The following is a 24,970-nucleotide window of genomic DNA, read 5'->3' as shown; positions in this document are numbered from 1 at the left end:
GCCCCTACTTTAACTCGGTAGATTGAGCTGGGTCTGTATTCTGATCCTTTGACGCTGTATCATCAGGTTTTTGGATTTGCTTGAGATGAATCTCATTCACCTGATTGATAAAGTTTTCTATTGCCATTTTTGTCATTTGTTGATGTTGGGCTGCGTCCGCTACATCATAGCAACGATAAGCTGGAGTCACTCCTAATACAAATTTCTCCTGTTCCGCTTCTAACAATTCCACAGCCGTGTTAGCAGAAATCCAATTCTCCTGAAAAGGAAAGGAGGTAACTATACTGGCGACTATCGAGGCGACAGCGGGACAAATTACGGGCAGCCACTTGAGCAAAGATTGACCTGGTTCCAATTTGTCTACCAATACTAAAATTGGTGTGACTCCCGAGAAAATCACGGTTGCCAACTGGAAAGTATAGTAAATATTTCTCGAAGTCTCTCTGGTGTTTTTATAGTCGTCAATCAACTCCTGGCAATATCGTAAAGCCTTTTCTCTCACCGGGGTAATCGAATTGTTATCCGAAACATTATTCGGGTTTAAGAGGTAATTATATAGTTCCGCTTTTCTTCGGATTTCTAACAGATTAGCATTATTCCTAGAGTTTTGAGCCAATTGCCTATTGGCCAGGAAGAGAAAAATAAAACTAGAGAGAAAAACAGATCCCAAAATAACGATAAGTTGATTGTCTGGAAAAACTCTGGTAAGGAGGCACGCACCCACAAAAGCGGCTATGGATAAATACTCAACAATTTTCAGGAAAGATAACATTTGTGGACTCGATGAGACTGTATTGGAAATCTCGGTCTGGTTTGTATCTGCAGAAGTAGTCATTGGTTTGTAGTCTGTTTTGTGATCGGACACAAGTTTAGCCTATTTGGGTGTCTATTTCACCCAAGCCCTGTCAACTTGGTGAAGAAGGCCCTGAAACCCTTGAAAAGTTGTTGATGGCGATCTTTAAATATTCCTTGTATAACAGTAGATGACCAATAAACTGGGTTTATTGGTCATCGCCAACGGGTAGGATGACGTAAAGCAGGGCGATCGTATTTTGACAGTGGTTGCCATAAGCACCCTACAGAGAGAGTCAATCGATTTTAGATTTTAGATTTTAGATTTTAGCATTGACTTGCGCGAGATAAATTCGGGGGTTCCTTTATCGGATACAGGTTTTTTATTTCTGGACGCATGAATCCGGGGACTTGTATCCTGGATGCTTTCGGTCAGTGCATAAATAGTATAGATTTTTTGGCTCTGCTGAATTGATGTATGATTTTGCCTGTAGGGATAATTCTAAGTCCTTACACCGTCAGCGGTGGGGCAATCACGGGGGGATTTCCCCTACAAATTTTATACCCCATTCAGCAACGCCGATTTTTGTTTCCACTCCGACTTTACCTCCCAGTTGGTGTCAAAGTATTCACTTTGATTTGAATATAGATTTTCTGTTCATTAGCATCGAAACAGCCGTCACCCCGATCGCCAAAACCGATGGGAAGTGTTAGCTTAGTAGTTAGTTGTGTCGATCGCACAGAAAAAAAATGCCTGAACTACAAACCGATACATACCAAGACCTCGACCCGCAAGTCCTCTCAAAGCCCGTTGTTGTCGGTCTGGAAGAGGTAACAAAAGTTTACGGGATTGGCGACCTGGAAGTTCGCGCCTTAAACGGCGTCAGCTTGACCGTAAGACAAGGAGAATATTGCTCGATTATGGGCGCATCGGGTTCCGGCAAATCTACAGCTATGAATATTATCGGCTGTCTCGATCGACCGACCAGCGGCAGTTACTACTTAGACGGCGTAGATGTCGCCCAAATGCCCGAATCAGAATTAGCCGGAATTCGCAATTTAAAATTAGGTTTTGTCTTCCAACAATTTCACCTATTGCCTCAATTGACAGCATTAGAAAATGTCATGTTACCGATGGTTTATGCCGGCATTCCCGCAGCAGAAAGACGCGAACGGGGAGTAGATGCTTTAACCAAAGTAGGCCTGGAAAGTCGGCTGCAAAACAGACCGAATCAACTATCAGGAGGACAGCAGCAGCGGGTAGCCATAGCCCGGGCTATTGTCAACCGTCCCGTGTTGTTGCTGGCTGACGAACCTACAGGTGCATTGGATACAAAAACTACTCAAGAAGTAATGGATATTTTTACAGAATTCAATGAAAGTGGCATGACTGTTGTTATGGTAACGCACGAACCCGAAGTCGCGCGTCAAACTCGCCGCGTTGTCTGGTTCCGCGACGGTCAAGTTATTCACAATAATCTCAACCCCGAAGAGCTTTCACACGCTGTATTTTAGTATAATAGTCCGCGAAAAGCGACAAGAAAATTGGGCGATTGAAATCGCTTCTAGACAAACGAAGTCCGCCTACGCGGACTGAAGAATCAAGAGAGTATTACTTCTATCCAACAGGGCTTTAGCTATTAGACAGGGGTTTTCAACCCCTGGCGGACTAATAGACAAAACACCCGATATGTGATTAATGAAAAGCACTCGGAAAAGCTTCCCAAACTCGATCGACAAAATCTCTAAGTTGCCGAGATGCGATCGCACCATCCTTTTTCTCAGCATCCAGAGAGTGCAACTGGGTCAACAGTGAAATTACCTCAGTATCTAAAGCCGCCCGAAACAAGCTCAGCGGCCAAAGCAAATCAGCACCATCTCGCAAATCCGATAAAGTGTATTCTGTGGGTGAATCCTTCCCCGACACAGATACAACTAACATCAAAGGGCGCACCCAACAAACTTGACGTGCCTCAACCACTTGGATCACCTCGGAATGCAGGCACGCATCTCCACATTCTAAACTAACAATTTGACCAGGCTTAAAGTTCAAAGCACAACCCATTAATGCTCACACTTAATACAGGCATAACAAAGCAACCAAATAAGTGCTGCATCTCTCGACAGCACCAGAAAAAATTATATCATAATTCCTTCTTCCTTCTTCCTTCTTCCCTCTTCCTCTTTCCTTCTTCCTTCTTCCTTCTTCCGACTGCCATCGGACTGACATCCGTTACATCCGTTATATAATCCGTTGCCGAACTTCCTTCTTCCTGGCATCCGTTACATCCCGTACATTGCTCGTTGCCGAACTTCCTTCTTCCTTCTATCCGTTACATCCCGTACATTGCTCGTTGCCGAACTTCCCCTCAACTTTCATCAAGCTTTTTAAGATCCATTTCGAGCTGGGCACTCAACAATCTTGCTTCTTTTTTACCACCGCCACCATTGGCATAATCCGCCACGGAAATCGGAGAACCGATCGCAATTTTTACCTGAGCACCCCATTGAGGAATCCGCGGGCGATAGCGGATACTCATCGGTACAATTTTCACCCCCAAACCCGGTTTGCTCAACTCTGCTTGCATGGCCAAACGCGCCAATCCAGGCTTAATCGGGTGAACTTCGCCATCCTGAAAAATGCCGCCTTCGGGAAAAATCACCAACATTTCTTTCTCGAGGAGTAGTTCCACGCCGTAACGGAGACTGCCAATTGCCGGATGCTTGAGATCCACAGCAAACCCCCCCAAATTTCTGATGAACCAACCTTGCAGTCCTTTCACTTCATCAGCAGTTACCATAAACCGCAAATCGCGTCCAGTCACCTTCTGTCCAGTTGAATAAGGCATCATCAGGGCATCCCACCGGGAGCGGTGCGTAGGGGCTAAGATGACAGGCCCGTCTTTCGGCAAGTGCTCCTGTCCGGTTATCTCAATCTTGCCAAAATGAAACGGTAGGACAACATAGTGACCTAGCGGATAGAGCAAGGAGGTTAACCAAGGAGAAACGCGAGAGGTATTAGATGCTACCTTGGCAGGCATTGGCTTCACTAGAGATGATTTACTGGACTCAACGGCGATCGTGGCGGTGTGGGGCATAGCAATTAAGCTGCTTTATCGAGATCTAAAGTCTAAAGTAAGGTGTTGGCTAAATCTTTAGTTTTTAGATCGGGACAGTTTTGCTATTGGCCTTGTGCCGATCGAGCGATCGCGCCCGCAAGAGATAATCTCTAACAGGTAAAACCTCAGCCAACCGGACAGCACTAATGCAGAGCAGTCGGCCGCCTCGAAAGCTTGAGCTGGCAATTACGGATCTATTATTCCAGTTAAAGGGTCAATCCATTTTAGATTTTAGATTTTAGATTTTAGAATTGAAGCATTGACCCAGCCCAAAAACGGATACGCTGCCACGTACAGGAGTCGTGGAAAGATAAAAATTTTCGACCCTAGTTCAAGCTCCCAGATTGCATCTGTGGGGTAAATCGAGAATCGAAAATCGAAAATCGAAAATCGAAAATCGACTGACCCCACGGATAAATTCGGGGGCTCCTTGATCGGATACAGGTTTTTTCTTTCTGGACGCATGAATCACGTGGCGGGTATCCTGGATGCTTGATTGTCAATTTCGATTAAACATCGCCCCGAAGAGAGTAAAAAATTTTACCTGTTAATTTTTCCGGCGCGCTTCAAACCAAGAAAGCAACTGATCGCGGCAAACAGACTCCATAATACCGCCGAGCACCTCTAAGCGGTGACACGAATGGGCGCTATCGGGAATATTAGCTGCAGTCCGAATCGTGCCAGTTTTCGAGTCATCTGCTCCGTATACCAGCAGACCAATCCGAGCTTGGACGATCGCACCCGCGCACATCGGGCAAGGCTCCAGCGTTACGTAGAGCGTGCATTGGTTGAGATGCCAGTCTTGCAAAACTTTGCCTGCCGCGCGCAAAGCCAAGATTTCAGCGTGAGCAGTCGGATCGCAATCTCGCTCTCGCCGATTTTGCGCTTCGGCAATCAATTTGCCAGTACCGTCAACAATGGCAGCGCCCACGGGTACTTCACCGGCATCACCGGCTGCTTGTGCCAATTCGACAGCCCTAGTCATCCAGCGTTTGTGAATAAAATAAGTAGTATCACTAATAGACAACGGCTCAGCTTTATAATTCACGTCATACCTAAGTAACAGAAAAACTTAAGATCGATAAATAAAGTTACATTACAGCTTAATCGAGAGTCTTTAATTATGGACACCACTACGATTACCACTGAAATTGTTGAGCTGTTGTGCCGCATTAGTCGGCAAAAGCTCCGCGAACAAGATATCACTCCTTTGGTAGTGTTTCTGACGGCTCTGATTTCCATCCTGCGCGGAGTGATGATTATTGACAGGACGATCGCAGTTGAAGAAGAAGAACGGCTGCAAAAGACTCTCAAAGCCTTTGCCAGCGGCGACCGCGATCGGATCGAACTAATTCAGCGCCTTGTCAAAGGAGTATCGAAACAGCAGGTTTACTTCAACCCCACGGAATTGCTAACCCTGACAGCTTTGTTCTCAGAATCTGAAAAACTGTTGCTCATCGGTTCCGGCTACGAAATGTCAGCGGCAGACGGACACATCGATATGCGGGAGCAAATGTACTTACAGTCGATCGCAAATCGGCTCGGCCTCGACTCCAGACACATTGCAGTCATAGACACTTTATTTACTAAAGAAGGAACCCTCGACTCAGAAGCTTTTGCCGAAGTTAAAGCTTTACTCGATCCCAGCGAATTCGAGTCCCGCGATCCGGTATTTGGCAAAGCAGCAAAGCACTTGCTGAGTATTTTACTCCGCAAATAATCCAGCGCATATAAGTTTTGGGGCAGTAAACATTAGTGAGAGAGGATTTCGAGGATTTGACGCTGTTTCCATTTGAGACGGGACTTGCGCGCTCTTACCGTCAAAAACCGGGTTGTTTAAACCCTACCAAGAGCGCTGCACGGCGTATGTTGCTCAAAAACCTGGTTTCTGCCTAAGTCCCGCTTTATTTTTTTTTGCAACAGTCGATCGACCCTTCTATCCCATTGAACCGAATGCCTCTAAAATCTAAAAGCGACTTGTCGCTGCCTTGATTGACTCAGCTCAATCTCCAATCTCAAATTGATTGATTATGCAAATTGAATGGCAAACCGCCAAAACCTACGAAGACATTCTGTATCACAAAAGTGGTGGCACCGCCAAAATTACCATCAATCGACCTCACAAACGGAACGCTTTCCGTCCCAAAACAGTTCTGGAACTGTGCGATGCCTTTACTGATGCCCGCGAAGACACAAAAATCGGCGTTGTCCTTTTCACCGGTGCGGGGCCTCATACAGACGGCAAATACGCCTTTTGTGCCGGCGGCGACCAAAGCGTGCGGGGCTCGGCGGGATATGTAGACGAAGGTGGCATACCCCGGTTGAACGTGCTCGACTTGCAGAAGTTGATTCGATCTATGCCCAAAGTTGTAATTGCTTTAGTTGCAGGCTACGCAATTGGAGGGGGTCACGTTCTGCACTTAATTTGCGACTTGACGATCGCTGCTGACAATGCTATTTTCGGACAGACCGGCCCCAAAGTCGGCAGTTTCGACGGTGGTTTCGGAGCTAGCTATCTCGCCAGAGTAGTCGGCCAGAAAAAAGCCAGAGAAATTTGGTTTTTGTGTCGCCAGTACAGCGCGCAGCAAGCCCTAGAAATGGGTTTAGTCAACTGCGTCGTGCCCGTCGAACAACTAGAAATAGAAGGGATTCAGTGGGCTGCGGAAATTCTCGAAAAAAGTCCGATCGCGATTCGCTGCTTGAAATCCGCTTTTAATGCCGACTGCGACGGTCAAGCCGGTTTGCAAGAACTGGCGGGAAATGCCACTTTGCTGTACTATATGACGCAGGAAGGCGCAGAAGGCAAACAAGCCTTTTTAGAAAAACGGCAACCTGATTTTAGTCAATATCCTTGGCTGCCATAGCTGGATGGAGAAATCAGTTTTTTGTTCGCTCATATTAAAGTAGATGCTGCTGATTTTTCGGAGTTAGTAAAGCCCAATGCACCCTGTCGTCCAAAAGTGTCAGTATTGATACCTGTTGCCAAAAAGAATGAAACTGCTTTGCCAGATCCAAACCATGATAATGATCGGTGATTCCCCTATCGAAAATCGAAAATCGAAAATGGTATGAGCAGCAGGGCAGCCGACTAACTAAACTGAGACTGCTGCTGCCGATTTTTCGGTTAAAGTTGTGCCTGTAAGCTGGCAGGCATGGCGATCGGAAAGAGAGACGGTAGCATCTTGCAGCGTCAGAGTCGATTCTTGCCACAGTCCAATTTCTTCTATGTTTTCCCAAGATGACCTAAAAGGCGAAACCGCTAAAGTACAAGCTTTCCACTGACTTTGAACCGGGCCGCCTAGTAAAGCGCAAACACCCCCGCGTCTGCCTTCAGGGGTATAGTGACGGCAGTGACCACAAGCTGAAGTTAAAGGTGAAGTTAAGGAGGTTTGCATAAAAGTTCTTAGGGAAATCATTTTCATCTCTAATTCTCCTTTGTAGAGCTAGCAGGTTTTAGAGCATCCCAACCTTTATGCTGTCTGGGTTGTAGCGATCCCCGGAGCATAAATAAATTTTATAATTTATTTATAATCTCGTTATATATAGAAACAATTAGCTCTGTCGCTGCTCATTGTATAGGTAAAAACAAAGGTTAAAAGTTTATAAAGGCGTTAGGGATCAAGAAAAAGTACAAATGCCAAACCAGTATGATAGGTTACAAATAAGCGGTAGCTGAGAATACAAAAATTGGCTGAGAGTGTCGGTAAGCAGCCTCCGGGAAACAGCAACAATTAAGTTTTCCAATGAAAATGAAAAATAGCTGCCGACGAGCGAGCCCCTGTTGCATTGACGCCAAAAGTAGCTAATCATAATAAAATAGGCAAGTTTTCAACTAAAACAGCAGGAGTCCTGCACTCTAACGGTACTCCGTTGAGTGACGGGAGGAATGCGCGTGAGGCTCAAGAGCTGAACAAATTATCTATAAACGCAACAGAATTTATTCAATACGTGATACACTCTTGTCATGAAACAAGTCCTGACAGTATCTTGCAAACTTCAAGTAACGCCTGAGCAGTCCCTCAAACTTGATGCGACCCTTCAGGCGTTCGCTAATGCTTGTGAATACGTGAACCAAACTGTGCCGCCAACCCTGACAAATGAATTGGCGATGCAATCTTTGGTATATCACGATGTCAGAGATATGTTTGGACTTTCGGCACAGCTAGCAATCCATGCTATTAGACGGGTTTCTGGCAACAGAAAAACAGCTAAAAAAGATGGGAAGCCAGTCATCCGCTTTGCTCCTACTAGCGTCACTTACGATACCCGTATCTTTTCTTTTAGGGAAAAAGATTGGACAGTAAGTTTGACCACTACTGGTGGTAGGGAAAGGTTTGCACTGGCTATCGGGAACTACCAACTTGGATTATTGAAAGGTCAAAACCCCAAGACTGCTACTTTGTGCAAACGCAAAAATGGCAGTTACTATCTTAATATTCAGCTTGAATCTCAGCCAGCCGAGCCTCCACCTTGCAATCAAGTTTTGGGTTGTGACTTGGGTAGGACTGATATTGCAGTTACTTCTGATGGAGATACATTTAGCGGTAAACAAATTACCAAAGTTAGAAATCATTATGCCAAGTTGAGAGCAAATATCCAGCGAAAAGCCACGAAAGGCACGCGCAGCACTCGGCGTAGATGTCGAGAATTGTTGAAACGGTTGTCGGGCAAGGAAAAGCGCTTTCAGACCTTGGTAAATCACACTATCAGTCACCGTATCGTAACCAAGGCTAAGAACAAAAATCAAGTTATCGCTTTGGAAGATTTGACGGGAATTAGGGAACGCACAAATCAGCAGCCACGCTCAAAAAAAGAGCGGAGACTTAGCAATAGCTGGGCATTTTTTCAGTTGCGCCAATTCCTGATCTACAAAGCTATAAAGCATAGCGTAAAGATTTTGTTTGTGGAGCCTAGATACACTAGCCAAATGTGCCACAAATGCAATCAGATTCACCCTGTAAAGGGTGAATCTTATAGAAACGGCAAAAAGTTTGCTTGTGGTCATTGTGGATGGAAAGGTGATGCCGACTTAAACGGCAGTAAGAATATTGCTGCTATTGGGGCTTTCGTAAATAAGCCCGAAGGTTCGAGATTGTTTTGCAATGTGCAAGATCATTTCAGGGCTATTGAAAGCCCACACTGTACCTGTACTCAGGGAGCGTGCTGGGTAATTTACGCTTCTTGTTTATCTCTACAATCAAAACATTATTAATTCAGAGGCGGTAGGAGTTTTGCTAATGAGTAAGCGTTCTTCGGTTGAATCCCCAAATCATCAATCCTCTTCAACCCCAATCAACCCTGCTTTGCAAGCAGTCCTGGGGAGTCTAGATGTAAATCTAGAAGCAGAACTGACAACATACAGAAGGCACAGGAGGCGCGCCGAACAGTGGGTGTCGCCCTCAGTTCGTAGCGGCAAGCAAACAGCCACAACCGAGCAACAGCTAGCCCAAAATTTGGCGCCGGAGACTGCGGAAGAAACCCAGCAGCCGCTATCGCTGCCCCTATCCCTTGCCGGCACTCAGGGCGATGCCCCGCTAGCAACTACCAGGGGTGGCACAAAATTATCTAGCAGTGCCTTCGCACCCAACAATTATCTCGAATCCAGCGAAAAACTGATCGAAAGTTTGGACGAGTCAAAAGCTGAGCCTACGGTAGAACGCAGTTTAGCCGCCAGTTTGTTAACTCCCTTGGGACTGAGTTCGATGCTGCTGTTTTTGCTGTCATGCACAGCTTTGGGCTACGCCGTCATGTACCCGTCAAATCTAGTTAAGATTGCCGGCCTGAACCGTTTGCTCGATCGCAACGCACCCTCTTCAAGCGACAGTCCCGCCTCTACTGCCACCTCAGATACCAGCACCAAGGAACTGCCGAAAGCACCAAATCTGGTATCCAAGGAATTTGTCGAGCTAGATTTGAGCACTCTCAGCAATGTCAAGCCTACAGTCAGCCCGATTCCTTCCCCGTCACCAAAAGCATCAATCCCGCCAACTCCGCCAGCGCCTCCGGGCCCGGGCGCGGCTGTGCCGATTCCTACAGAAGACGGCAACCCCGCCAGAGGTAGGGAACAAGGACTCAACAATCTGAGTACGGCTTTGCTTCCCACTCCCAGCCCCAGCGCCGCCCAGCCTGTGCCGACACTGCCGACACTGCCTCCAACACCCTCCCCAGCCCAGCCTGCCGCCACATCCCCAGCCGCCGCATCCCCAGCCGCCGCATCCCCAGCCGCCGCATCCCCGCTGGGAAGGCCTGCACGGGCGGCCGACGGTTTCTATTACGTTGTCACCGATTACACCGACGAAAAATCGCTGCAGCAAGCCAGAACCGCTGTTCCCGATGCCTACGTGCGGAACTTCTCAAAGGGTGTCAAGATCCAAATGGGGGCTTTGAACGATCCTGCCTCAGCAGAACGTTTGGCGAAAGAACTCCAAGAAAAAGGGGTGAAGCCACAATACTATCAGCCATAAATTAGGTAAAGGGTGAAAAACTTTAACTAAATTGTTAGACAAAGCTCGACAATGAGGAATGTTTTGTCTAACACAAAATTGGTTTTGTAATTGTCAATTCCCTGTCCTAAATCTAAAATTTAATAAAATCGGGAGACGGGCAAAATGGGATTATTCGATCGCCTATGGCGAGTGATTCGAGCCAATATTAACAGTTTGGTCGGGGCTGCCGAAGACCCAGAAAAAATTCTGGAACAGGCTGTAATGGATATGCAGGAAGATTTAGTGCAGCTCAGACAAGCTGTGGCAGGGGCTATTGCCGCTCAAAAACGCACCGAACGCCAGTGTTCCCAAGCTGAGTCTACAGCAGCAGAATGGTATCAGCGGGCGCAGCTAGCTTTGCAAAAAGGCGAGGAAAATTTGGCGCGGGAAGCTCTGACGCGCAAGAAATCTTATCAAGAAACGGCAACGGCGATGAAAGCCAGTCTGGATCAGCAATCGGCTGTTGTGACTAAACTTAAAGAAAATATGCGGGCGCTCGAAAGTAAAATTTCCGAGGCAAAATCTAAAAAAGATATGTACATTGCCCGAGCTCGATCGGCCGCATCGTCGGAAAGGCTGCAAGAAATGATGGGCAATCTCAGTACCGGCAGCGCTTTGAGCGCGTTTGAACGGATGGAAGAGAAAGTCATGCAGCTAGAAGCTCGCTCCGAAGCAATCGCAGAACTCGGAACTAATGATTTAGAAAAGAAGTTTCTCTCTCTCGAAGGTGCCGACGATGTGGATACCGAGTTGGCGGCGATGAAAGCACAAATGCTTCCGGGCCACAATACACCCAAATTGCCGTCGAGGGAGCCGCCCGCATCCTGAACCCCGCCAACAGAACAAGAGTCGGGACGAGCAAAAACTTCTCAACAGCCTAGCTAGAGATGGCTCGAAGCCTGTTGGGGAATTCCCGGATCGAAGTTAAACTCAAGAGGTAGGTGCATGAATAAGCTTGCCTGCATCACATTACTCGATCGCTTTAAACTGGATTTATCTGTCTGCAAAAATTGCCAAAAACTAAATCGCACTAAAAATCTGACCAGAGTGAATTTCACAACTGCGGGCTAGGGCTATCAAGCCTTCTTGCCGCCTACTTCGTACACCTCACCCAGGAAAAATAGCATTATGGGATTATTTGACCGCATTAGCCGAGTCGTCAAAGCCAATCTTAACGATCTGGTCAACAAAGCTGAAGACCCGGAAAAGATTTTAGAACAGTCTGTTACGGATATGCAGGAAGACTTGGTGCAGTTGCGTCAGGCCGTTGCCAGCGCGATCGCCACTCAAAAGCGCACCCAGACTCAGTACAATCAAGCTGAATCTCAGTCTAACCAGTGGCAGCAGCGCGCTCAGCTAGCCCTGCAAAAAGGAGACGAGACTTTGGCTCGGGAAGCGCTGGTTCGCAAAAAGTCTCACGCTGAAACGGCGGCTACCCTGAAAGCCAGTCTGGATCAGCAATCGGCTCAGGTGGAAAGTCTCAAGCGCAACTTGATCGGTTTGGAGAGCAAAATTTCCGAAGCTAAGACTAAGAAGGATATGCTCAAAGCGAGAATATCCGCTGCTAAAGCTCAGGAACAGCTCAACAATACCATTGGCACCTTGAATACTGGCAGTTCAATGGCAGCTTTTGATCGCATGGAAGAAAAAGTTTTGCAGATTGAAGCTCGCGCGGGGGCTTCGGCAGAATTGGCAGCCGGCGGCAGCAATTTAGAGGAACAGTTCCGCTTGCTCGAAAGCGGCGGTGATGTTGACGACGAGTTGGCTCAGATGAAAGCTCAACTGACCGGGGGTTCTGTGTCTCAAGGTCAATTGCCAGCAGCGGGTAAAACGGCAGCAGCTAGTAGCTCGGAGTCGAGTCCGGTGATTGACGCTGAGTTGGAAGAATTGCGATCGCAGCTCAATAAAATGTAGTAATCTGTATCAAAATTTACCTATTTGTCAGATCGCAGGTTTGATAGAATGCTCCGCCGACCTACAGGACTAGCTTGGGAGGTCGGAGTTTTTTTGACTAATCCTCGTATGCACAAAGTAGGAATTATGTCAACTATATTTATATTGATTTAAGGAATTAAGTGTTTAAAAAGTGATAGAGTAATTTTATTCCTTGCAAGAGGGCTAGCTTGGGAGGTCAATCGATTTTAGATTTTAGATTTTAGATTTGAGATTAAAGAATTGAAGCATTGGCCCCACGGATAAATTCCGGGGGCAAGTTTCATCGGATACAGGTTTTTTATTTCACCGGTCCTGAGTCTGCTTTCGGAATGAATCCGGGGGCTTGTATCCTGGATGCTTTCGGTCGGAGTGTTTTTAGTAATTGTTAACTACACAAACTAGAGTTGCTGTCAACTATCTTTATATGGAGTTAAGGAATTAATTGTTTAAAAAGTGATAGAGTGGTTTTATTCCTTGCAATTGCGTCGGTCTCGCCCGATCGTAAGTGTAAATAACTATCAAATATGGCTAATCTGTCATGCCCGTGCAATCTTCTAGAGGCTTTTGTAAAATCAAGTTTTTCAAGGCATTAGCGCTTGGTTTTTCAATGGCCGCTATTTGCCCCGCACTGCTATCAGCTCTAAGTATTGGCGAGTCGATGGTTGCTACCGACTCAGGGGTGCAAGCGCCAATTTTGCATGATCATTTACCGTCTCAATTCAAACTAGATCAAGAAACAGCAGACGATCGCGATCGGCTTCGTGATTTATACTCGGGTTCAGAATTAGATAGAGACAGTAAAGAGCAAGAAAATAGCATCCCGGAGTTCGATCAATTGACCCAAAGTGAGGCCCCAGAAACTCTCCCTCCATTGCCGAACCGAGGAGAAAACAGACACGAATTTCCGATTCCCAACCCGCGACGGCCAAATCCGGCTCCTCTCCCATAACCCGCGCCGCCAGCACCCTTGCTTTCAGCCGAACAGCTTTTGCCGCCTGCTGTTCCCCCACCGACACAGCCTGCAGAATTGCTAAGATTCCGGGTACGATAAAAGTCGATCGATTTGAAGTAGTTGGCAGTTGACTTACCGCGAGCTGATCGTGCAAAATCCGAGAAGAGAAATTGCGATCGGTATTGGTACCTGCAGGCGAGAAAGCGATACATCTTTGCTGGGAAAGGATTTTCCGTTGTCGCCGGAAGCAGATAATCGGGGCAGAAATCGGGTTGCGGTGCTGAGGCTGTTTCAGGATTTTACTCAGAGGGGAGAGAGATGTCTTGGCGGGGCGATCGCAGTTTTGTCAGGAAGTGGCAGCATTGGGCGCTACGGTGAGCAGCAGCAGCCCTGACAGTCGATTTTTGCGTGGCGAGGTCAATTGCACTACGTGCGGTTTTTGGTTCCTGAGAGGCTGCTGGTGGTGCGATCGGGTGTGAAATTGGCTGGGGCAGAGCTTTTGTCGATCGAACAATTCGGTATAGGGGGCTCAAACACATGGCAGGGCTACCGTCAGGATGCAATGCTTGCCGATAGCGGGATTTGTGATTCAGCCGAGTTGCGGTATCCGATGCAAGCGCACCGACGACAAACAAGGAGTTTTGCAGGTGACGGCGTTTGTGGATTTTGGCAATGTTTGGTATCCCAGGGCAAGCGCGGTTTTGGAAGCGAATACTTTGCTGTCAGCGGGATTGCGGCTGCGGTGACTGTACGGCGAAAGGTGGAATGCTTGCGGAGGCTGGGGAATTCCTTTGATTGATATTAAGTTGGGCAACAGGAGTTTACAAGAGCGCGGGCTGTATTTTTCTCTATAATTCAAACCTTTTTAGGAAAGCAGTCGTTTTGCGCTTGGCGGAACTGAGCAATTCCGCTATATAGTAATAAGTATCATTTGGCACTCCTCTGTGGATGCCAAGAGTGTATTTTACTGATAATCTTTAAATTAAACTATGTCTAAGGTTCGGTTGCTGCTTTTAAGTTCTTTTGCTTCCGGTTTTGGCCTTTGCTCAATCATTTTGGCGATGTTTACGATGACTTCCCGGCTGTCGTTTACGTCTTTTTTTACATTTGTTTTAACTTTGGTGTTTTTTGGAATTAATCTGCTTTTTGCTTTGCATTATTATACATCGCTTACTAAGCAATTGAGTGTTAAAACTAAAAGGAAAGCGAGAATTTAACGGTTGTGAAACTGAAGCGGGAAAAGGCAGGGAGAGTTTTTTTTGGAATTTGAATGTAATCCAGAAAACGCCTCTGGGTTGAGACAATTATCTAGCTGTCAGCCATAATTATTTAAGGTCTAATTATTTAGGAGGTGCGATCGTGGTTATAACTCAAACCAACCCGCCAAATCTTCCAGGTGCGACAAAGACTCACTTTACTCCAGATGAATACCGGGCGATCGAGGAAACTGCTGAAGAACGTCACGAATATTGTAACGGAGAGATTATCGCTATGCCAGGAGGTTCTCCCGCTCACAGCCGTATTACCGTAGATATTACGACTTTTCTTAACGTGGCTCTGCGAGACACAAATTTTCAAATCTATAACGGCGATCTACGCATTTGGATTCCTAGCTTCAATCATGGAACTTATCCCGATGTTATGGTAATTGATGGTGAACCGGAATTCAATGGCGATCGCACGGATGAAATTCTCAATCCTTTACTGATTGTTGAGGTTCTTTCCCCCTCTACTGAAGGCTACGATCGAGGTGACAAGTTCAGAAAATATCGCTCTCTTGCTAGTTTTTGTGAATATTTGCTGGTTAGTCAAGCTGAACCCTATATTGAGCAATATTATAATGGCGATCGCCCAAGTAGCGATCGCTGGCAATGGCAAGTTTGCGATCGGCTCGATCGGGCGATCGTCCTGCACAGTTTAAATATAGAACTTCCGATGTCGGAAGTCTACCGCCGGATTAATTTTTAAGGGCGATATGGTGACACTTCTAATGAAAGTTAACAATGCTTGTGCTGCACTCTTCTCAATTTCTACATCAATTGCATAAAAGCATTCACCGCATCATATTGATCGGCTATTGGCGAATACAACTTTAGCGATAGCACATCTAGGGCTGGGAATTAATCAGCTAGTAATATAGAGATAACTTGTAGGAGGCTATAGAGATGACAACCATATCCAACGAACAAACAGCTATCATCCGTACAGAAAGAGGACTGACGATCGCAGGTACGCGCATCACTATCTACGACATCATGGACTATGTGACGGCTCAATATCCGCCTAAGTTTATCAGAGGATTGTTTGAGCTTACAGAGGAAGAAATTAACGCAGCTTTAAATTATATTGAAGATAGGCTGTAAATATCCTCTACCTTTTAAGGGACAAATGAAAGTTACAAAACAATTATTACTAACAAGTTTGGGGTTTGTTACTTTGAGTTGGGGAGCAGTAACCCAAATTCAGGGTATACCAGGGGCGATCGCTCAAACACAAGTTCCCATGAGATTGCAACACGCAGAAGGAACTTATACCCTTACGGTGTCAGAAACCAATACCACAAAATCTGCTTATGGGGGTCAATTGCGCCTCTATGACGTGCATATTGCCAAGATGTTTGAGGTGACATATTCGGACTGTCAGGAGATACCCCAAGCTGGCGGTAGAACTTGGTATTACCGCGCCGGAAATGGTAAAATTGATATGGGGCAATTCAGAATCAACTGTCAGTTGGCTAGCGATATTGCTAATACTTATGGTTTAGGGAAACCAGAGCGTACTGCGATCGAATATTCTCAGGGGGAGGCTGGGCGGCCAATATCCAGGACTCGTTCTATTCCAATTTTAGATATTACTGGTAATAAAATTCAGCGGTGGACAAATTTTGTGCAAGGGTTTCGCCCTCAGTCTGCTAATTCTGAAGGTGGTAATTCTCGATCGAGTATTTCTTTTCCAGTTCGTGAAATTCTATCACAGATTGAAGGTAAGACAAGAGTACCAATTTTTCTCCCCAGTCAGCTTCCATTCTCAGAAAAAATTTACTTTAAAAACCGAGTAGAAACAAATGGCTATAGTGTTGAAATGGGCCACATACCTAATTGCAGCAGTACGCCTTGCTATATCGGGAGTATCTCAGCAGAAAGAGGTGGAGAACCAGCCCAAGCACCGCCTAGAGGATTTAGGAGTGAATTCAAAACCATTAAATTAGCCGGCCGAACACAAGGAGTTTTTTCTAATGGCTGCGGTGCTTACTGCACGGCCTTAGTTGAATGGCAGTATCAAGGCGTTTTGTACCGAGTAACCATGAAGAATGGGCGAGAGGAAACGCTCATTCAAATAGCCAATTCTGCAATTGAAGCTGGGCCTCGCTAGTTAAATGTGGAGATACTATTTAGGGAAAGTATACTTTAAAAAAGTAGCCCGTTCGCGGGCCGTTTCCCTGTTTTGCTGTTAGACTAGCAAATATCATATCGGTCTCAATTTCTGTCAAACTCACTATCGGATAAAATTTACGATGCTACCTCAAATGACAATGGCTAAAAAGTTGACGAGCAAGTTTTTAATTGTCATATTTTGCTGTGTGGGAATCCTCTTGATGCACCCTGAAAAAGTCCGAGCAGAAGGAACTCAACCTAATGTAACTAAAAAAACTGATTGCTTTTTAGTTTTCGGACAAGGAACTTGTGGCAGTAAAGAATCTACGAGCAATGCAGTAGCCAATGAAACCGAAATCAAACCAGGTGCTAACCTCAGTGGTAAGAATCTACAAGGTGTTAACCTGCATAATGCTGATTTGAGAAGATCAGATTTGAGTGGTGCAAATTTGACGGGCGTAGACTTAACAGGTGCTGACTTGAGTGAAGTCAAAATCAGCAAAGTTAAAAACCCTGGCAACTTAGATTTTCAGGGATTTGACTGGAGTAAAATTAAGTTGAGTAAGGAAGATTCAATCAAGATAGTTAAAGCTAACTTGAGCAAGCAAGATTTAGTCAATTTTATCAAAGCTGACCCTAGTAACTTGGATTTCAGTGGGTTAGACTGGAATAAAGTTAACTTCAGCCAGCAAGACGTACAGAAGCTCGTCAATTCTAAGTTAGATCAGCATGATTTAATTAACTTAATCAAAAGCGATCCTAATCAGGTAAATCTTAGTAAGGACGAATTACTAGGGTTAATTCAGCTACATTTAAATAACAGCGCTTTATGGCGAAGTTCCACGCTAAATAGTCAAGATTTACTAAATTTACTAGCAAACAAGTTGAGTGCAGTAGACTTAAGTGGAGTTGACTTACAAAAAGCAAACTTTACTGGTAGCAACTTACAGCAAGCTAACCTGAGTGGTGCAGACTTGAGACAAGCAAATCTCAACGGTGCAAAAATGCCTGATGGCACTCTCTATCGACGTTAGTTTTACTTAGTAGAGTGTGTCACCTGCTATAATCGATCTGTTTAATCGAAAATTTATATACATATGACGCACTCTACTAAGCTGTTGTGCATTTAAATCACTTATTCCGATTTGCTGTCAAGATTAAGGTGTAAGCGTTTGGCGTTTTGCTCATACCCAGTTTAAATGCTTAACAGCTTAATACTGGTTGTTTCTTACTCTTCATTCATCATTGATTGGTAATCACTGATATCAACTCGAACCATTTCGCATTGTTGTTTGGCATCAGTTGTGCAAGACACGCAAGAATCGAGTCTTATAGCTGCCGATCCTAATGTTATCTTATATTTTATAGGTAGGGCATTCGTTTTATTAATTAAATTTTCTGCTTGAGCTTTGTATTCTCGCATTTTGTCACCGCACTGTCCTAATTTTTCTTTAGTTCTCAAAGGCTCCATATTTCTGCCTGCGAATTCTAGCCGCTTTATTTCATTGAATATTTGTTCAAGATTGTTATTAGGAATTGTAGGAGTTGTGGCGACAACAGGTTGCGATGATGAGATTTCTCCTGGGTGGGAAAATAATAAAGTTGGTAATAATATTATTGAAATTAGTGTTTTACCAACCCCCATTAATAATCCCCACACGAGCTTAACGGGCAATAGAAAAATACCTACAATTCCCGATAGGACACTGAAAACCCAAGCAAATAAACTTGATATCAAGTGGAGAATAAAACTTGGTATGGCAAATAAAAAATCCATAATACATACCCTCCTAACTATTTAAACTAATTTATAGTTTGCAACATTTACCTGAGATATGACAACTCAAAACGGTTGGATTTAGCACCCTAAATTTTTAACCATCCTGAAGGTATTTAGTAGAACTTAGTATAAATCGGTTGACAAAGTAGGATTTAGTAGGATATAGTTCAGTAAACCTCATTCAACCCTGACCCATGAATGTTAAAGATGTTGTAGAATGGGCGAATAATTTGAGTGTTGATAAAACTGGAGAACATCTCACACCCCTACAGGAAGCAATATTAACGGGTGTTTGGCAAAGGCAAAAATATCCTCAAATAGCTAAAGAGTTTAATTGTAGTGAATCTCACGTTAAAAAAGAAGCGGCTAAGTTATGGGAAAAGTTGCGTGAGGAATTAGGAGAAGATCTTAATAAATTTAACTTTCGTTCCAAGTTAGAGAAAAAATATCGTGTTTCTCAAGTTGCCCATTGGGGAGATTGTTTACAAATTGATAATGTTAATATTTGCGGTGAATTTCTACAAACTATCAAAGATACAGAAACGCCCTCGCCCTTTCCCCCTGAATCTCCCCAAAATCAAGCCCGATCGCCCATAATCGATTTAACAGACGCACCCGAACTCCCTTACTTTTACGATCGCACCTCAGAACTCTCCACCCTCAAACAATGGATTTTACAAGCCCACACCCGCTTAATTACCGTCTACGGCTTAAGTGGAATTGGCAAAAGCGCGATCGCCCTCAAACTCATCGAACAAATTCAAACTGAATTTGATTATATTATTTGGTTAAGTCTCACCCACACTCCCACACTTTCCACCCTCGAAACCGAACTCAAGCAATTTTTTGGGCGATCGCAACAACCCCCATTACCCACAATCATCGATTATTTCCGATCTTCTCGCTGTCTAGTAATTCTTGATGACGTACAGAATATTTTTAGTAGCAGTCAATTAGCAGGTCAATATTTAGCAGGCTATGAAGATTATGGCAAATTTTTTAAACAAATTGCCACATCCTCTCATCAGAGTTGTTTAATCCTCCTCAGTTGGGAAAAACCCAAAGAACTCGCGAATTTAGAAGCCGAGAACCTCTCCACCCGAAGCTTACACCTCAAAGGGTTAGGACAACAAGCCGCAGAAATTTTTCAACAAAAAGGATTAGTCGATGAGGAAAAATGGTCAGACTTGATCGCCCTTTATCAAGGTCATCCTTCCTGGCTAAATATCATTGCTGCAACTATTTTGGAGTTATTTGATGGTAGCGTTTCCCTGTTTTTATCCGATGTAAATGATTTATTTGTAGGTGACTTATAACCCATCTTAGACTCTCACCTAGAGCGTTTATCAGGCTCAGAAAAAAAGGCATTATACTGGTTAGCAACTCAAAATGAAACTGTAGATATTTCCCGAAAAGCTACTGATAGTGAATTATCCCAACCAGAATTTTGGCAAGCTATACAATCTTTAGCGCGACGTGGCTTAGTGGAAAAAGTGTTAGTAGGAGGGCGATCGCTCTTTTTCCTCAATCCCGTATTCAAAGCATACATTCAGTGCAGGTGAAATATTATATAATCTATGAGAGATTACATTTCTTACATTTAACGAATAGAAAGCAAATCTTATGAAAACATTTACCGCTATAATCGAAAAAGATTCTGAGACCAAGCTTTACGTTGGTTATATTCCTGGATTTCCTGGGGCGCATTCCCAGGGAGAAACCTTGGATGAGTTACACGAGAATCTGCGTGAGGTAATTGAGATGCTCCTAGAAGATGATACTCTCGTCATTCAGACTGAGTTTATAGGTACACAACAGATTGTGATCCGATAAACATGAGCAATATCCCAGTTCTGAAACCACAGGAAATAGTCCGCATACTAGAGAACCTTGACTTTGTAGAGGTGCGTCAAAAAGGCTCACATAAGCAGTTCCGTCATCAAGATGGGCGAGGAACTACTGTTCCTTTTCATAAAGGGCGTGATATATCACCTCGATTGCTTCAGCGGATTGCAATTGATATTGGCTTGACAGTTGAGGAAATGTTGGAGTCCCGGTGAGTTTACGTGAACTACGTGACTACTTTTTGCCCCAATTGCTGCTGCAAAACTACCGAAATCCGGGAACTGAAACTGCTGGGAAACAAACTCCCGCCAAGGCAAAATGTGAGGGGAAAGCAGGATTTTTTTAATCGCTCTTCTCAACTTCTACAACGATCGCATAAAAGCATTCACCGCATCATATTGGTCTGCCATACGCGAATAGAACTCGATCGATCGCAAATCCAAATCCGCCAACAGTTCACTCTTACTCACCAACTCATACCCCGTTGGACGCAAACAATAAACCGAAATTACACCATCCTCCCAAAACCAAACCTCCTGCACTCCAACCCGACGATAGATTTCCAGCGTATCAATTCCACCACTCGTCACTGTCACCTCGATCGCCAAATCTGGAACTGACTTGCGCGTACCCAAACAGTAAGACTCATCTGGTTCCTTCCGTGCGCCCAATTCCTTCATCCCGATGGTTGTACTGCCGCGCCCGTAGAAACGAATATTTCTCATCCGCATATAAATTTCTAAAAGCTGGCCTAAAGTGTTTTTAGGTTCTTCGTGGGCCTCAGATAAAGGAGCCATAATTTCTAAACACCCATCCAAATAAGTTAAACGCGCCCCAGTGTCCGCCAAATCAGCATCCAATTTTTCCAGAGTCTCCCATGTCACGTTTGACAGGAAGGCCGCACCTTTACCCAATCCTGCTTTAGAAATTGCGACAACCATCTGACTTACCTTTCACAATCATTTTTCCATAATATACGACTTCAAAAATTTGGAGTCTATCGTAATATTCTATTCTTTAGTCCGCGGAGGCGGACTTCGTTTGTGTAGACGCGGTTTCAACCGCCGAGTCATCGCAAAATATTTTTTCCCAAACAAAAAGCGCCCCTATTTCTAGGAGCGCTTTTTGTCAATCTCAAGTTAAAAATTAACCGTTGATAGAAGGAGCAACCAAAGCTACTGGGGTGACTTCACTAGCAGCCAAGTCAAGCGGGAAGTTGTGAGCATTGCGCTCGTGCATTACTTCCATACCCAAGTTAGCGCGGTTGATGACATCAGCCCAAGTATTGATGACACGACCTTGAGAGTCGATAATCGATTGGTTGAAGTTGAAACCGTTCAAGTTGAAAGCCATCGTGGAGATACCCAAAGCGGTAAACCAGATACCGACAACTGGCCATGCACCTAACAAGAAGTGCAAAGAACGGCTGTTGTTGAAAGAAGCGTATTGGAAAATCAAACGACCGAAGTAGCCGTGGGCTGCAACGATGTTGTAGGTTTCTTCTTCTTGACCGAATTTGTAACCGTAGTTTTGTGATTCGGTTTCGGTTGTTTCACGAACCAAAGAGGATGTTACCAAGGAACCGTGCATGGCGGAGAACAAGCTACCACCGAAGACACCAGCAACTCCCAACATGTGGAAGGGGTGCATCAGGATGTTGTGCTCAGCTTGGAACACGATCATGAAGTTGAATGTACCGGAGATACCCAAGGGCATACCGTCAGAAAAGCTGCCTTGTCCGATCGGGTAGATCAAGAATACTGCGGTTGCTGCTGCAACTGGTGCAGAGTAAGCGACGCAGATCCAAGGACGCATACCTAAGCGGTAGGACAATTCCCATTCACGACCCATGTAGCAAAATACACCGATCAGGAAGTGGAAAATTACCAATTGGTAAGGGCCGCCGTTGTACAACCACTCATCTAAGGAAGCTGCTTCCCAGATTGGGTAGAAGTGAAGACCAATTGCGTTGGATGAAGGAACAACAGCACCTGTGATGATGTTGTTACCGTACATCAAGGAACCTGCTACTGGTTCACGGATGCCGTCGATGTCCACTGGAGGAGCAGCGATGAAGGCGATGATGTAGCAGATGGTGGCGCTGAGCAAGGTAGGAATCATCAAGACGCCGAACCAACCGATGTAAATGCGGTTGTCGGTGCTTGTGACCCACTCACAAAAGCGTTCCCAGACATTGGCGCTTTCGCGCTGCTGTAAGGTTGTTGTCATTTGTTTATGATTGCTTTATTTGGTTTTCAATGTTCGTGACGGCTTTGTGTTCCGCCATGTAAATAAACATAAAGCATATTCTCAGGTTTGTAAAGTTTTTTAACAACAGATTAACTGATGATATGTATAAGATTGACTTATCAATAGCAGGAATGGTGGATAAATGGGAAAGAATGGACAAAAAGTAGGTAAAGCCTGGAAGCGCGTCGCCTTCAGGCATGGAAATATTAAGATACAGACTTCTGCTGGCTAGGTATCATAATGAGAGCCCAATAGGGAACTTCAGCGGGTTCGACATCTGCGATCGCCCGAATTCGCTGATTCGGCATAGTTGCGCGTTCTATATACAATGCTCGATCGAACTGTCCCAACTCAATCAGTACGTCCCGGACTTTCGCAAAATGCCGCCCCAGTTTAATAATCACAGCAGCATCAACAACCGCCAGTCGATCGCGCAAAACCTCAGCATCCAGCGTCGCAGGCATAATACTTAACACATCGTTACGATAAGTTAGTGGCACTCCCAGCGCAGCCGCACTAGCCATTGTCGAAGAAATTCCCGGCACAACTTCCGTCGTAAATCTCCCCGACAAACGGTTGAATAGATACATAAACGAGCCGTAGAGAAAAGGTTCGCCCTCACATAGCACCGCCACATCCTGTCCCTCGCTCAGATGTGCGGCAATTTTCTCGGCAGCAATATCATAATAAGGTTGAGACGATCGCGTCGGACTAAAAGGCAACGGCATCGGAATCTCAATTTGCTCCGGGCGCAGATAATCTGCGACGATCGCCCGCGCCAGCACCTTACCATTTTCCATCGCCGGATAGGCAATCACCGGCACCGATTGCAAAATCCGATAAGCTTTCAAAGTAATCAACTCTGGATCGCCAGGGCCAATACCCAAACCGTACAATTTACCAGTAGCCTTAGTCATAATTCATCCTTTTTCGCTAACGCATTCACAGCCGCCGTTGCCATTGCACTGCCACCGCGCCGCCCGTGCAACGTAATAAATGGCACTCCCCGACTGTTGGCGGCCAGTTCGGCTTTGGATTCGGCGGCCCCGACAAATCCTACCGGGAAACCCAGAATTAAAGCCGGTTTGGGTGCTCCGGCATCCAGCATTTCCAGTAGTCGGAACAAAGCTGTCGGGGCATTGCCAATTGCCACAACCGCACCCTGCAAGTTGTCTAGCCATAAATCCAGGGCCGCGGCCGATCGAGTATTTCCCATTTGTCGCGCCAACTCCGGGATTTCGGAATGCCAGAGGGTGCAAATCACCGGATTGTCAGCGGGAAGGCGTTTGCGAGTGATGCCTTCGGCCACCATCCGGGCATCGCACAGAATCGGCGCACCTGCGGCGAGGGCTTGGCGTCCGCAGGTGGCGGCACCGGGCGAAGCTGCTAAATCTGCAACAATATCGGTCATGCCGCAACTGTGAATTAGTCGCACGGCTACCGATTCTAAATCGGGCGGCAAGCTTGACAAATCTGCTTCGGCTCGAATTGTGGCGAAGGATTTAATGTAGATTTCTGTTCCGTCTCGAATGTAGTCAATCATTGTTTAAAACTGCTATGGGAATTTTGTGGGATTTGTGAAATAGATTTTTTGAATGAACCGCGAAGGCGCGTTCGGCGAAGCCGTTCCCAAAGGGTAGGACGCGAAGGAAGAAATATCAAGAAATATAGAAAGAGAAATAATTAAAAATTGTCTGTTTTCATGGGATATTTTTTCACTTTCAATTCCGATTTTCGGTACTCAACAATTCCTGCAATTTGTCGATCGCCTGCCGATCGACAAACTCACCAAATGACTCCCAAGGCTCTCGAAACCGCTGATATACCTGCAACATTCGCTCGATCGCACCGGGCATCTCGGCCCAACTCACCGCCGGAAAAATTGGTCGTCCGAAGGGCAAATCTTTTCTACCCGCATAAATGTCGTAACCTTCGATCGTCTCGTGTCCTCGCTCAATCTGAATTCCCACCAGCGTGATATCAATTGGCTGGTGCTGGGCGCAGGACTTTTGGCAACCGCTGAAATGAATGTTAATCGGCAGGTCGATCGTCAATTTTTGCGCTAAATCCCTCACCATTGCTAGGGCGTGACTTTGAGTATCTGTCGCCGCCGACGCACAGCCGGTGCTGCCCGCACAAGCCACCAAGCACGAATCTAGGCGAGTCGCCGACGAGTGCAATCCCAAATCGGCGATTTGCTGTTTTACCTCAAAAAGCTGGGAGTTGGGGATATCAGAAATCAACAGATTTTGCCACGGCGTAAGTCTCAGGGTACCGCTGGCTAGATTTTGGGCTAAATTTGCCAAATTCAGCAGTTGCTTTGATTCTAGCCTACCGAGAGGCAGTGCAATTCCCATGTAGGAGAAACCGGACTGTCGCTGAGGATGAATGCCGAGATGTCGGGATTGTTCGATCGCCCTTGCAGATGAGTCGATCGA

Annotated in this window: 31 protein-coding genes and 1 pseudogene; 17 read left to right on the top strand and 15 right to left on the bottom strand. The window is 45.5% G+C overall.

Annotated features, from left to right (window positions below; translation table 11 throughout):
- Window positions 1-4 precede the first annotated feature (4 nt).
- On the bottom strand, window positions 5-835 hold the full coding sequence (locus QUB10_RS01745) for a DUF4231 domain-containing protein (RefSeq protein WP_333198905.1): 831 nt from the start codon (window positions 833-835) through the stop codon (window positions 5-7).
- 560 nt (window positions 836-1,395) lie between these two features.
- Window positions 1,396-1,533, bottom strand: a complete 138-nt coding sequence (locus QUB10_RS01740) for a hypothetical protein (RefSeq protein ID WP_333139325.1) — start codon at window positions 1,531-1,533, stop codon at window positions 1,396-1,398.
- A gap of 9 nt (window positions 1,534-1,542) precedes the next feature.
- Between QUB10_RS01740 and QUB10_RS01735 the strand changes: the two genes are divergently transcribed.
- Window positions 1,543-2,307, top strand: coding sequence for an ABC transporter ATP-binding protein (locus QUB10_RS01735; protein ID WP_333139323.1), 765 nt, complete (start codon window positions 1,543-1,545; stop codon window positions 2,305-2,307).
- 181 nt (window positions 2,308-2,488) lie between these two features.
- Here QUB10_RS01735 and QUB10_RS01730 read toward each other — a convergent pair whose 3' ends face one another.
- From QUB10_RS01730 to tadA, 4 genes are all read right to left on the bottom strand, one after another.
- Entirely contained in the window at window positions 2,489-2,845 is a 357-nt protein-coding gene (locus QUB10_RS01730; protein WP_333198902.1) for a hypothetical protein, read from the bottom strand.
- Between the two features lie 24 nt (window positions 2,846-2,869).
- On the bottom strand, window positions 2,870-3,022 hold the full coding sequence (locus QUB10_RS01725) for a hypothetical protein (protein WP_333198900.1): 153 nt from the start codon (window positions 3,020-3,022) through the stop codon (window positions 2,870-2,872).
- A 139-nt stretch (window positions 3,023-3,161) separates the two neighbouring features.
- Window positions 3,162-3,890: a lysophospholipid acyltransferase family protein gene (locus tag QUB10_RS01720; protein WP_333198897.1), complete on the bottom strand. Its 729-nt coding sequence runs from the start codon at window positions 3,888-3,890 to the stop codon at window positions 3,162-3,164.
- Between the two features lie 568 nt (window positions 3,891-4,458).
- Window positions 4,459-4,959, bottom strand: coding sequence for a tRNA adenosine(34) deaminase TadA (tadA, locus tag QUB10_RS01715; protein WP_333198895.1), 501 nt, complete (start codon window positions 4,957-4,959; stop codon window positions 4,459-4,461).
- Window positions 4,960-5,034: 75 nt separating this feature from the next.
- Here tadA and QUB10_RS01710 point away from each other — a divergent pair, with 75 nt between their 5' ends.
- A complete protein-coding gene (locus tag QUB10_RS01710; protein WP_333198893.1) occupies window positions 5,035-5,631 on the top strand; it encodes a TerB family tellurite resistance protein in 597 nt (198 codons plus the stop codon).
- A 310-nt stretch (window positions 5,632-5,941) separates the two neighbouring features.
- Window positions 5,942-6,775 carry a 1,4-dihydroxy-2-naphthoyl-CoA synthase gene (gene menB, locus QUB10_RS01705; RefSeq protein ID WP_015176244.1) on the top strand — a complete coding sequence of 278 codons (834 nt, stop codon included), beginning with the start codon at window positions 5,942-5,944 and terminating at the stop codon, window positions 6,773-6,775.
- A gap of 228 nt (window positions 6,776-7,003) precedes the next feature.
- Here menB and QUB10_RS01700 read toward each other — a convergent pair whose 3' ends face one another.
- Window positions 7,004-7,333: a hypothetical protein gene (locus QUB10_RS01700; protein ID WP_333157113.1), complete on the bottom strand. Its 330-nt coding sequence runs from the start codon at window positions 7,331-7,333 to the stop codon at window positions 7,004-7,006.
- A 542-nt stretch (window positions 7,334-7,875) separates the two neighbouring features.
- Between QUB10_RS01700 and QUB10_RS01695 the strand changes: the two genes are divergently transcribed.
- The 3 genes from QUB10_RS01695 to QUB10_RS01685 all read left to right on the top strand — a co-directional run bounded on the left by QUB10_RS01695 (window position 7,876) and on the right by QUB10_RS01685 (window position 11,224).
- Complete coding sequence (locus tag QUB10_RS01695; protein ID WP_333198890.1) at window positions 7,876-9,123, top strand: transposase; 1,248 nt, start codon at window positions 7,876-7,878, stop codon at window positions 9,121-9,123.
- A 25-nt stretch (window positions 9,124-9,148) separates the two neighbouring features.
- A complete protein-coding gene (locus tag QUB10_RS01690; RefSeq protein ID WP_333198888.1) occupies window positions 9,149-10,375 on the top strand; it encodes an SPOR domain-containing protein in 1,227 nt (408 codons plus the stop codon).
- 144 nt (window positions 10,376-10,519) lie between these two features.
- Window positions 10,520-11,224, top strand: coding sequence for a PspA/IM30 family protein (locus QUB10_RS01685; protein ID WP_333198886.1), 705 nt, complete (start codon window positions 10,520-10,522; stop codon window positions 11,222-11,224).
- A gap of 53 nt (window positions 11,225-11,277) precedes the next feature.
- Here the strand turns inward: QUB10_RS01685 and QUB10_RS01680 are convergent, their stop codons facing one another.
- Window positions 11,278-11,454 carry a hypothetical protein gene (locus QUB10_RS01680; protein WP_333057771.1) on the bottom strand — a complete coding sequence of 59 codons (177 nt, stop codon included), beginning with the start codon at window positions 11,452-11,454 and terminating at the stop codon, window positions 11,278-11,280.
- Window positions 11,455-11,524: 70 nt separating this feature from the next.
- Between QUB10_RS01680 and QUB10_RS01675 the strand changes: the two genes are divergently transcribed.
- The gene (locus QUB10_RS01675; RefSeq protein ID WP_006635936.1) at window positions 11,525-12,310 is read left to right on the top strand and encodes a PspA/IM30 family protein; all 786 of its coding nucleotides are present in this window, start codon (window positions 11,525-11,527) and stop codon (window positions 12,308-12,310) included.
- Between the two features lie 740 nt (window positions 12,311-13,050).
- Here QUB10_RS01675 and QUB10_RS01670 read toward each other — a convergent pair.
- The gene (locus tag QUB10_RS01670; protein WP_333198884.1) at window positions 13,051-13,437 is read right to left on the bottom strand and encodes a hypothetical protein; all 387 of its coding nucleotides are present in this window, start codon (window positions 13,435-13,437) and stop codon (window positions 13,051-13,053) included.
- Here QUB10_RS01670 and QUB10_RS01665 point away from each other — a divergent pair.
- The 6 genes from QUB10_RS01665 to QUB10_RS01640 all read left to right on the top strand — a co-directional run bounded on the left by QUB10_RS01665 (window position 13,432) and on the right by QUB10_RS01640 (window position 17,691).
- Window positions 13,432-13,677: a hypothetical protein gene (locus QUB10_RS01665; RefSeq protein ID WP_333198882.1), complete on the top strand. Its 246-nt coding sequence runs from the start codon at window positions 13,432-13,434 to the stop codon at window positions 13,675-13,677. The genes QUB10_RS01670 and QUB10_RS01665 overlap by 6 nt on opposite strands.
- 27 nt (window positions 13,678-13,704) lie before the next feature.
- Complete coding sequence (locus QUB10_RS01660; protein ID WP_333198880.1) at window positions 13,705-14,082, top strand: hypothetical protein; 378 nt, start codon at window positions 13,705-13,707, stop codon at window positions 14,080-14,082.
- 560 nt (window positions 14,083-14,642) lie between these two features.
- Window positions 14,643-15,251: a Uma2 family endonuclease gene (locus tag QUB10_RS01655; RefSeq protein ID WP_333198878.1), complete on the top strand. Its 609-nt coding sequence runs from the start codon at window positions 14,643-14,645 to the stop codon at window positions 15,249-15,251.
- Between the two features lie 197 nt (window positions 15,252-15,448).
- Window positions 15,449-15,646 carry a DUF433 domain-containing protein gene (locus tag QUB10_RS01650; RefSeq protein WP_333198877.1) on the top strand — a complete coding sequence of 66 codons (198 nt, stop codon included), beginning with the start codon at window positions 15,449-15,451 and terminating at the stop codon, window positions 15,644-15,646.
- Window positions 15,647-15,671: 25 nt separating this feature from the next.
- The gene (locus QUB10_RS01645) at window positions 15,672-16,655 is read left to right on the top strand and encodes a hypothetical protein (protein ID WP_333198875.1); all 984 of its coding nucleotides are present in this window, start codon (window positions 15,672-15,674) and stop codon (window positions 16,653-16,655) included.
- A 142-nt stretch (window positions 16,656-16,797) separates the two neighbouring features.
- Entirely contained in the window at window positions 16,798-17,691 is an 894-nt protein-coding gene (locus QUB10_RS01640; RefSeq protein WP_333198873.1) for a pentapeptide repeat-containing protein, read from the top strand.
- 194 nt (window positions 17,692-17,885) lie between these two features.
- Here the strand turns inward: QUB10_RS01640 and QUB10_RS01635 are convergent, their stop codons facing one another.
- Complete coding sequence (locus tag QUB10_RS01635; RefSeq protein ID WP_333198871.1) at window positions 17,886-18,434, bottom strand: hypothetical protein; 549 nt, start codon at window positions 18,432-18,434, stop codon at window positions 17,886-17,888.
- 197 nt (window positions 18,435-18,631) lie between these two features.
- Here QUB10_RS01635 and QUB10_RS01630 point away from each other — a divergent pair, with 197 nt between their 5' ends.
- The 4 genes from QUB10_RS01630 to QUB10_RS01615 all read left to right on the top strand — a co-directional run bounded on the left by QUB10_RS01630 (window position 18,632) and on the right by QUB10_RS01615 (window position 20,628).
- Window positions 18,632-19,753, top strand: coding sequence for an ATP-binding protein (locus QUB10_RS01630; RefSeq protein WP_333198869.1), 1,122 nt, complete (start codon window positions 18,632-18,634; stop codon window positions 19,751-19,753).
- Window positions 19,754-20,060: 307 nt separating this feature from the next.
- Entirely contained in the window at window positions 20,061-20,270 is a 210-nt protein-coding gene (locus QUB10_RS01625; RefSeq protein WP_333058537.1) for a type II toxin-antitoxin system HicB family antitoxin, read from the top strand.
- A 2-nt stretch (window positions 20,271-20,272) separates the two neighbouring features.
- Complete coding sequence (locus tag QUB10_RS01620) at window positions 20,273-20,497, top strand: type II toxin-antitoxin system HicA family toxin (RefSeq protein WP_333058538.1); 225 nt, start codon at window positions 20,273-20,275, stop codon at window positions 20,495-20,497.
- On the top strand, window positions 20,494-20,628 hold the full coding sequence (locus QUB10_RS01615) for a hypothetical protein (RefSeq protein ID WP_333198866.1): 135 nt from the start codon (window positions 20,494-20,496) through the stop codon (window positions 20,626-20,628). The genes QUB10_RS01620 and QUB10_RS01615 overlap by 4 nt, the downstream gene beginning before the upstream one ends.
- 16 nt (window positions 20,629-20,644) lie before the next feature.
- Here QUB10_RS01615 and QUB10_RS01610 read toward each other — a convergent pair whose 3' ends face one another.
- From QUB10_RS01610 to QUB10_RS01590, 5 genes and pseudogenes are all read right to left on the bottom strand, one after another.
- A complete protein-coding gene (locus QUB10_RS01610; RefSeq protein ID WP_333058540.1) occupies window positions 20,645-21,223 on the bottom strand; it encodes a Uma2 family endonuclease in 579 nt (192 codons plus the stop codon).
- Window positions 21,224-21,428: 205 nt separating this feature from the next.
- Entirely contained in the window at window positions 21,429-22,511 is a 1,083-nt protein-coding gene (gene psbA, locus QUB10_RS01605) for a photosystem II q(b) protein (RefSeq protein ID WP_333107820.1), read from the bottom strand.
- Between the two features lie 227 nt (window positions 22,512-22,738).
- Window positions 22,739-23,449 (bottom strand): precorrin-2 C(20)-methyltransferase, encoded by a 711-nt coding sequence (locus tag QUB10_RS01600; RefSeq protein WP_333198863.1) that lies wholly within the window; start codon window positions 23,447-23,449, stop codon window positions 22,739-22,741.
- The gene (locus QUB10_RS01595; protein ID WP_333198861.1) at window positions 23,446-24,075 is read right to left on the bottom strand and encodes a precorrin-8X methylmutase; all 630 of its coding nucleotides are present in this window, start codon (window positions 24,073-24,075) and stop codon (window positions 23,446-23,448) included. The genes QUB10_RS01600 and QUB10_RS01595 overlap by 4 nt, the downstream gene beginning before the upstream one ends.
- A gap of 178 nt (window positions 24,076-24,253) precedes the next feature.
- Window positions 24,254-24,970: pseudogene (locus QUB10_RS01590) on the bottom strand (precorrin-3B synthase); the annotation flags it as partial.

The organism is Microcoleus sp. B5-D4 (assembly GCF_036705145.1).
Taxonomy (GTDB): domain Bacteria; phylum Cyanobacteriota; class Cyanobacteriia; order Cyanobacteriales; family Microcoleaceae; genus Microcoleus.
Note: the sequence above shows the minus strand (reverse complement) of the source record. Positions and strands in the feature narration are given on the sequence as shown.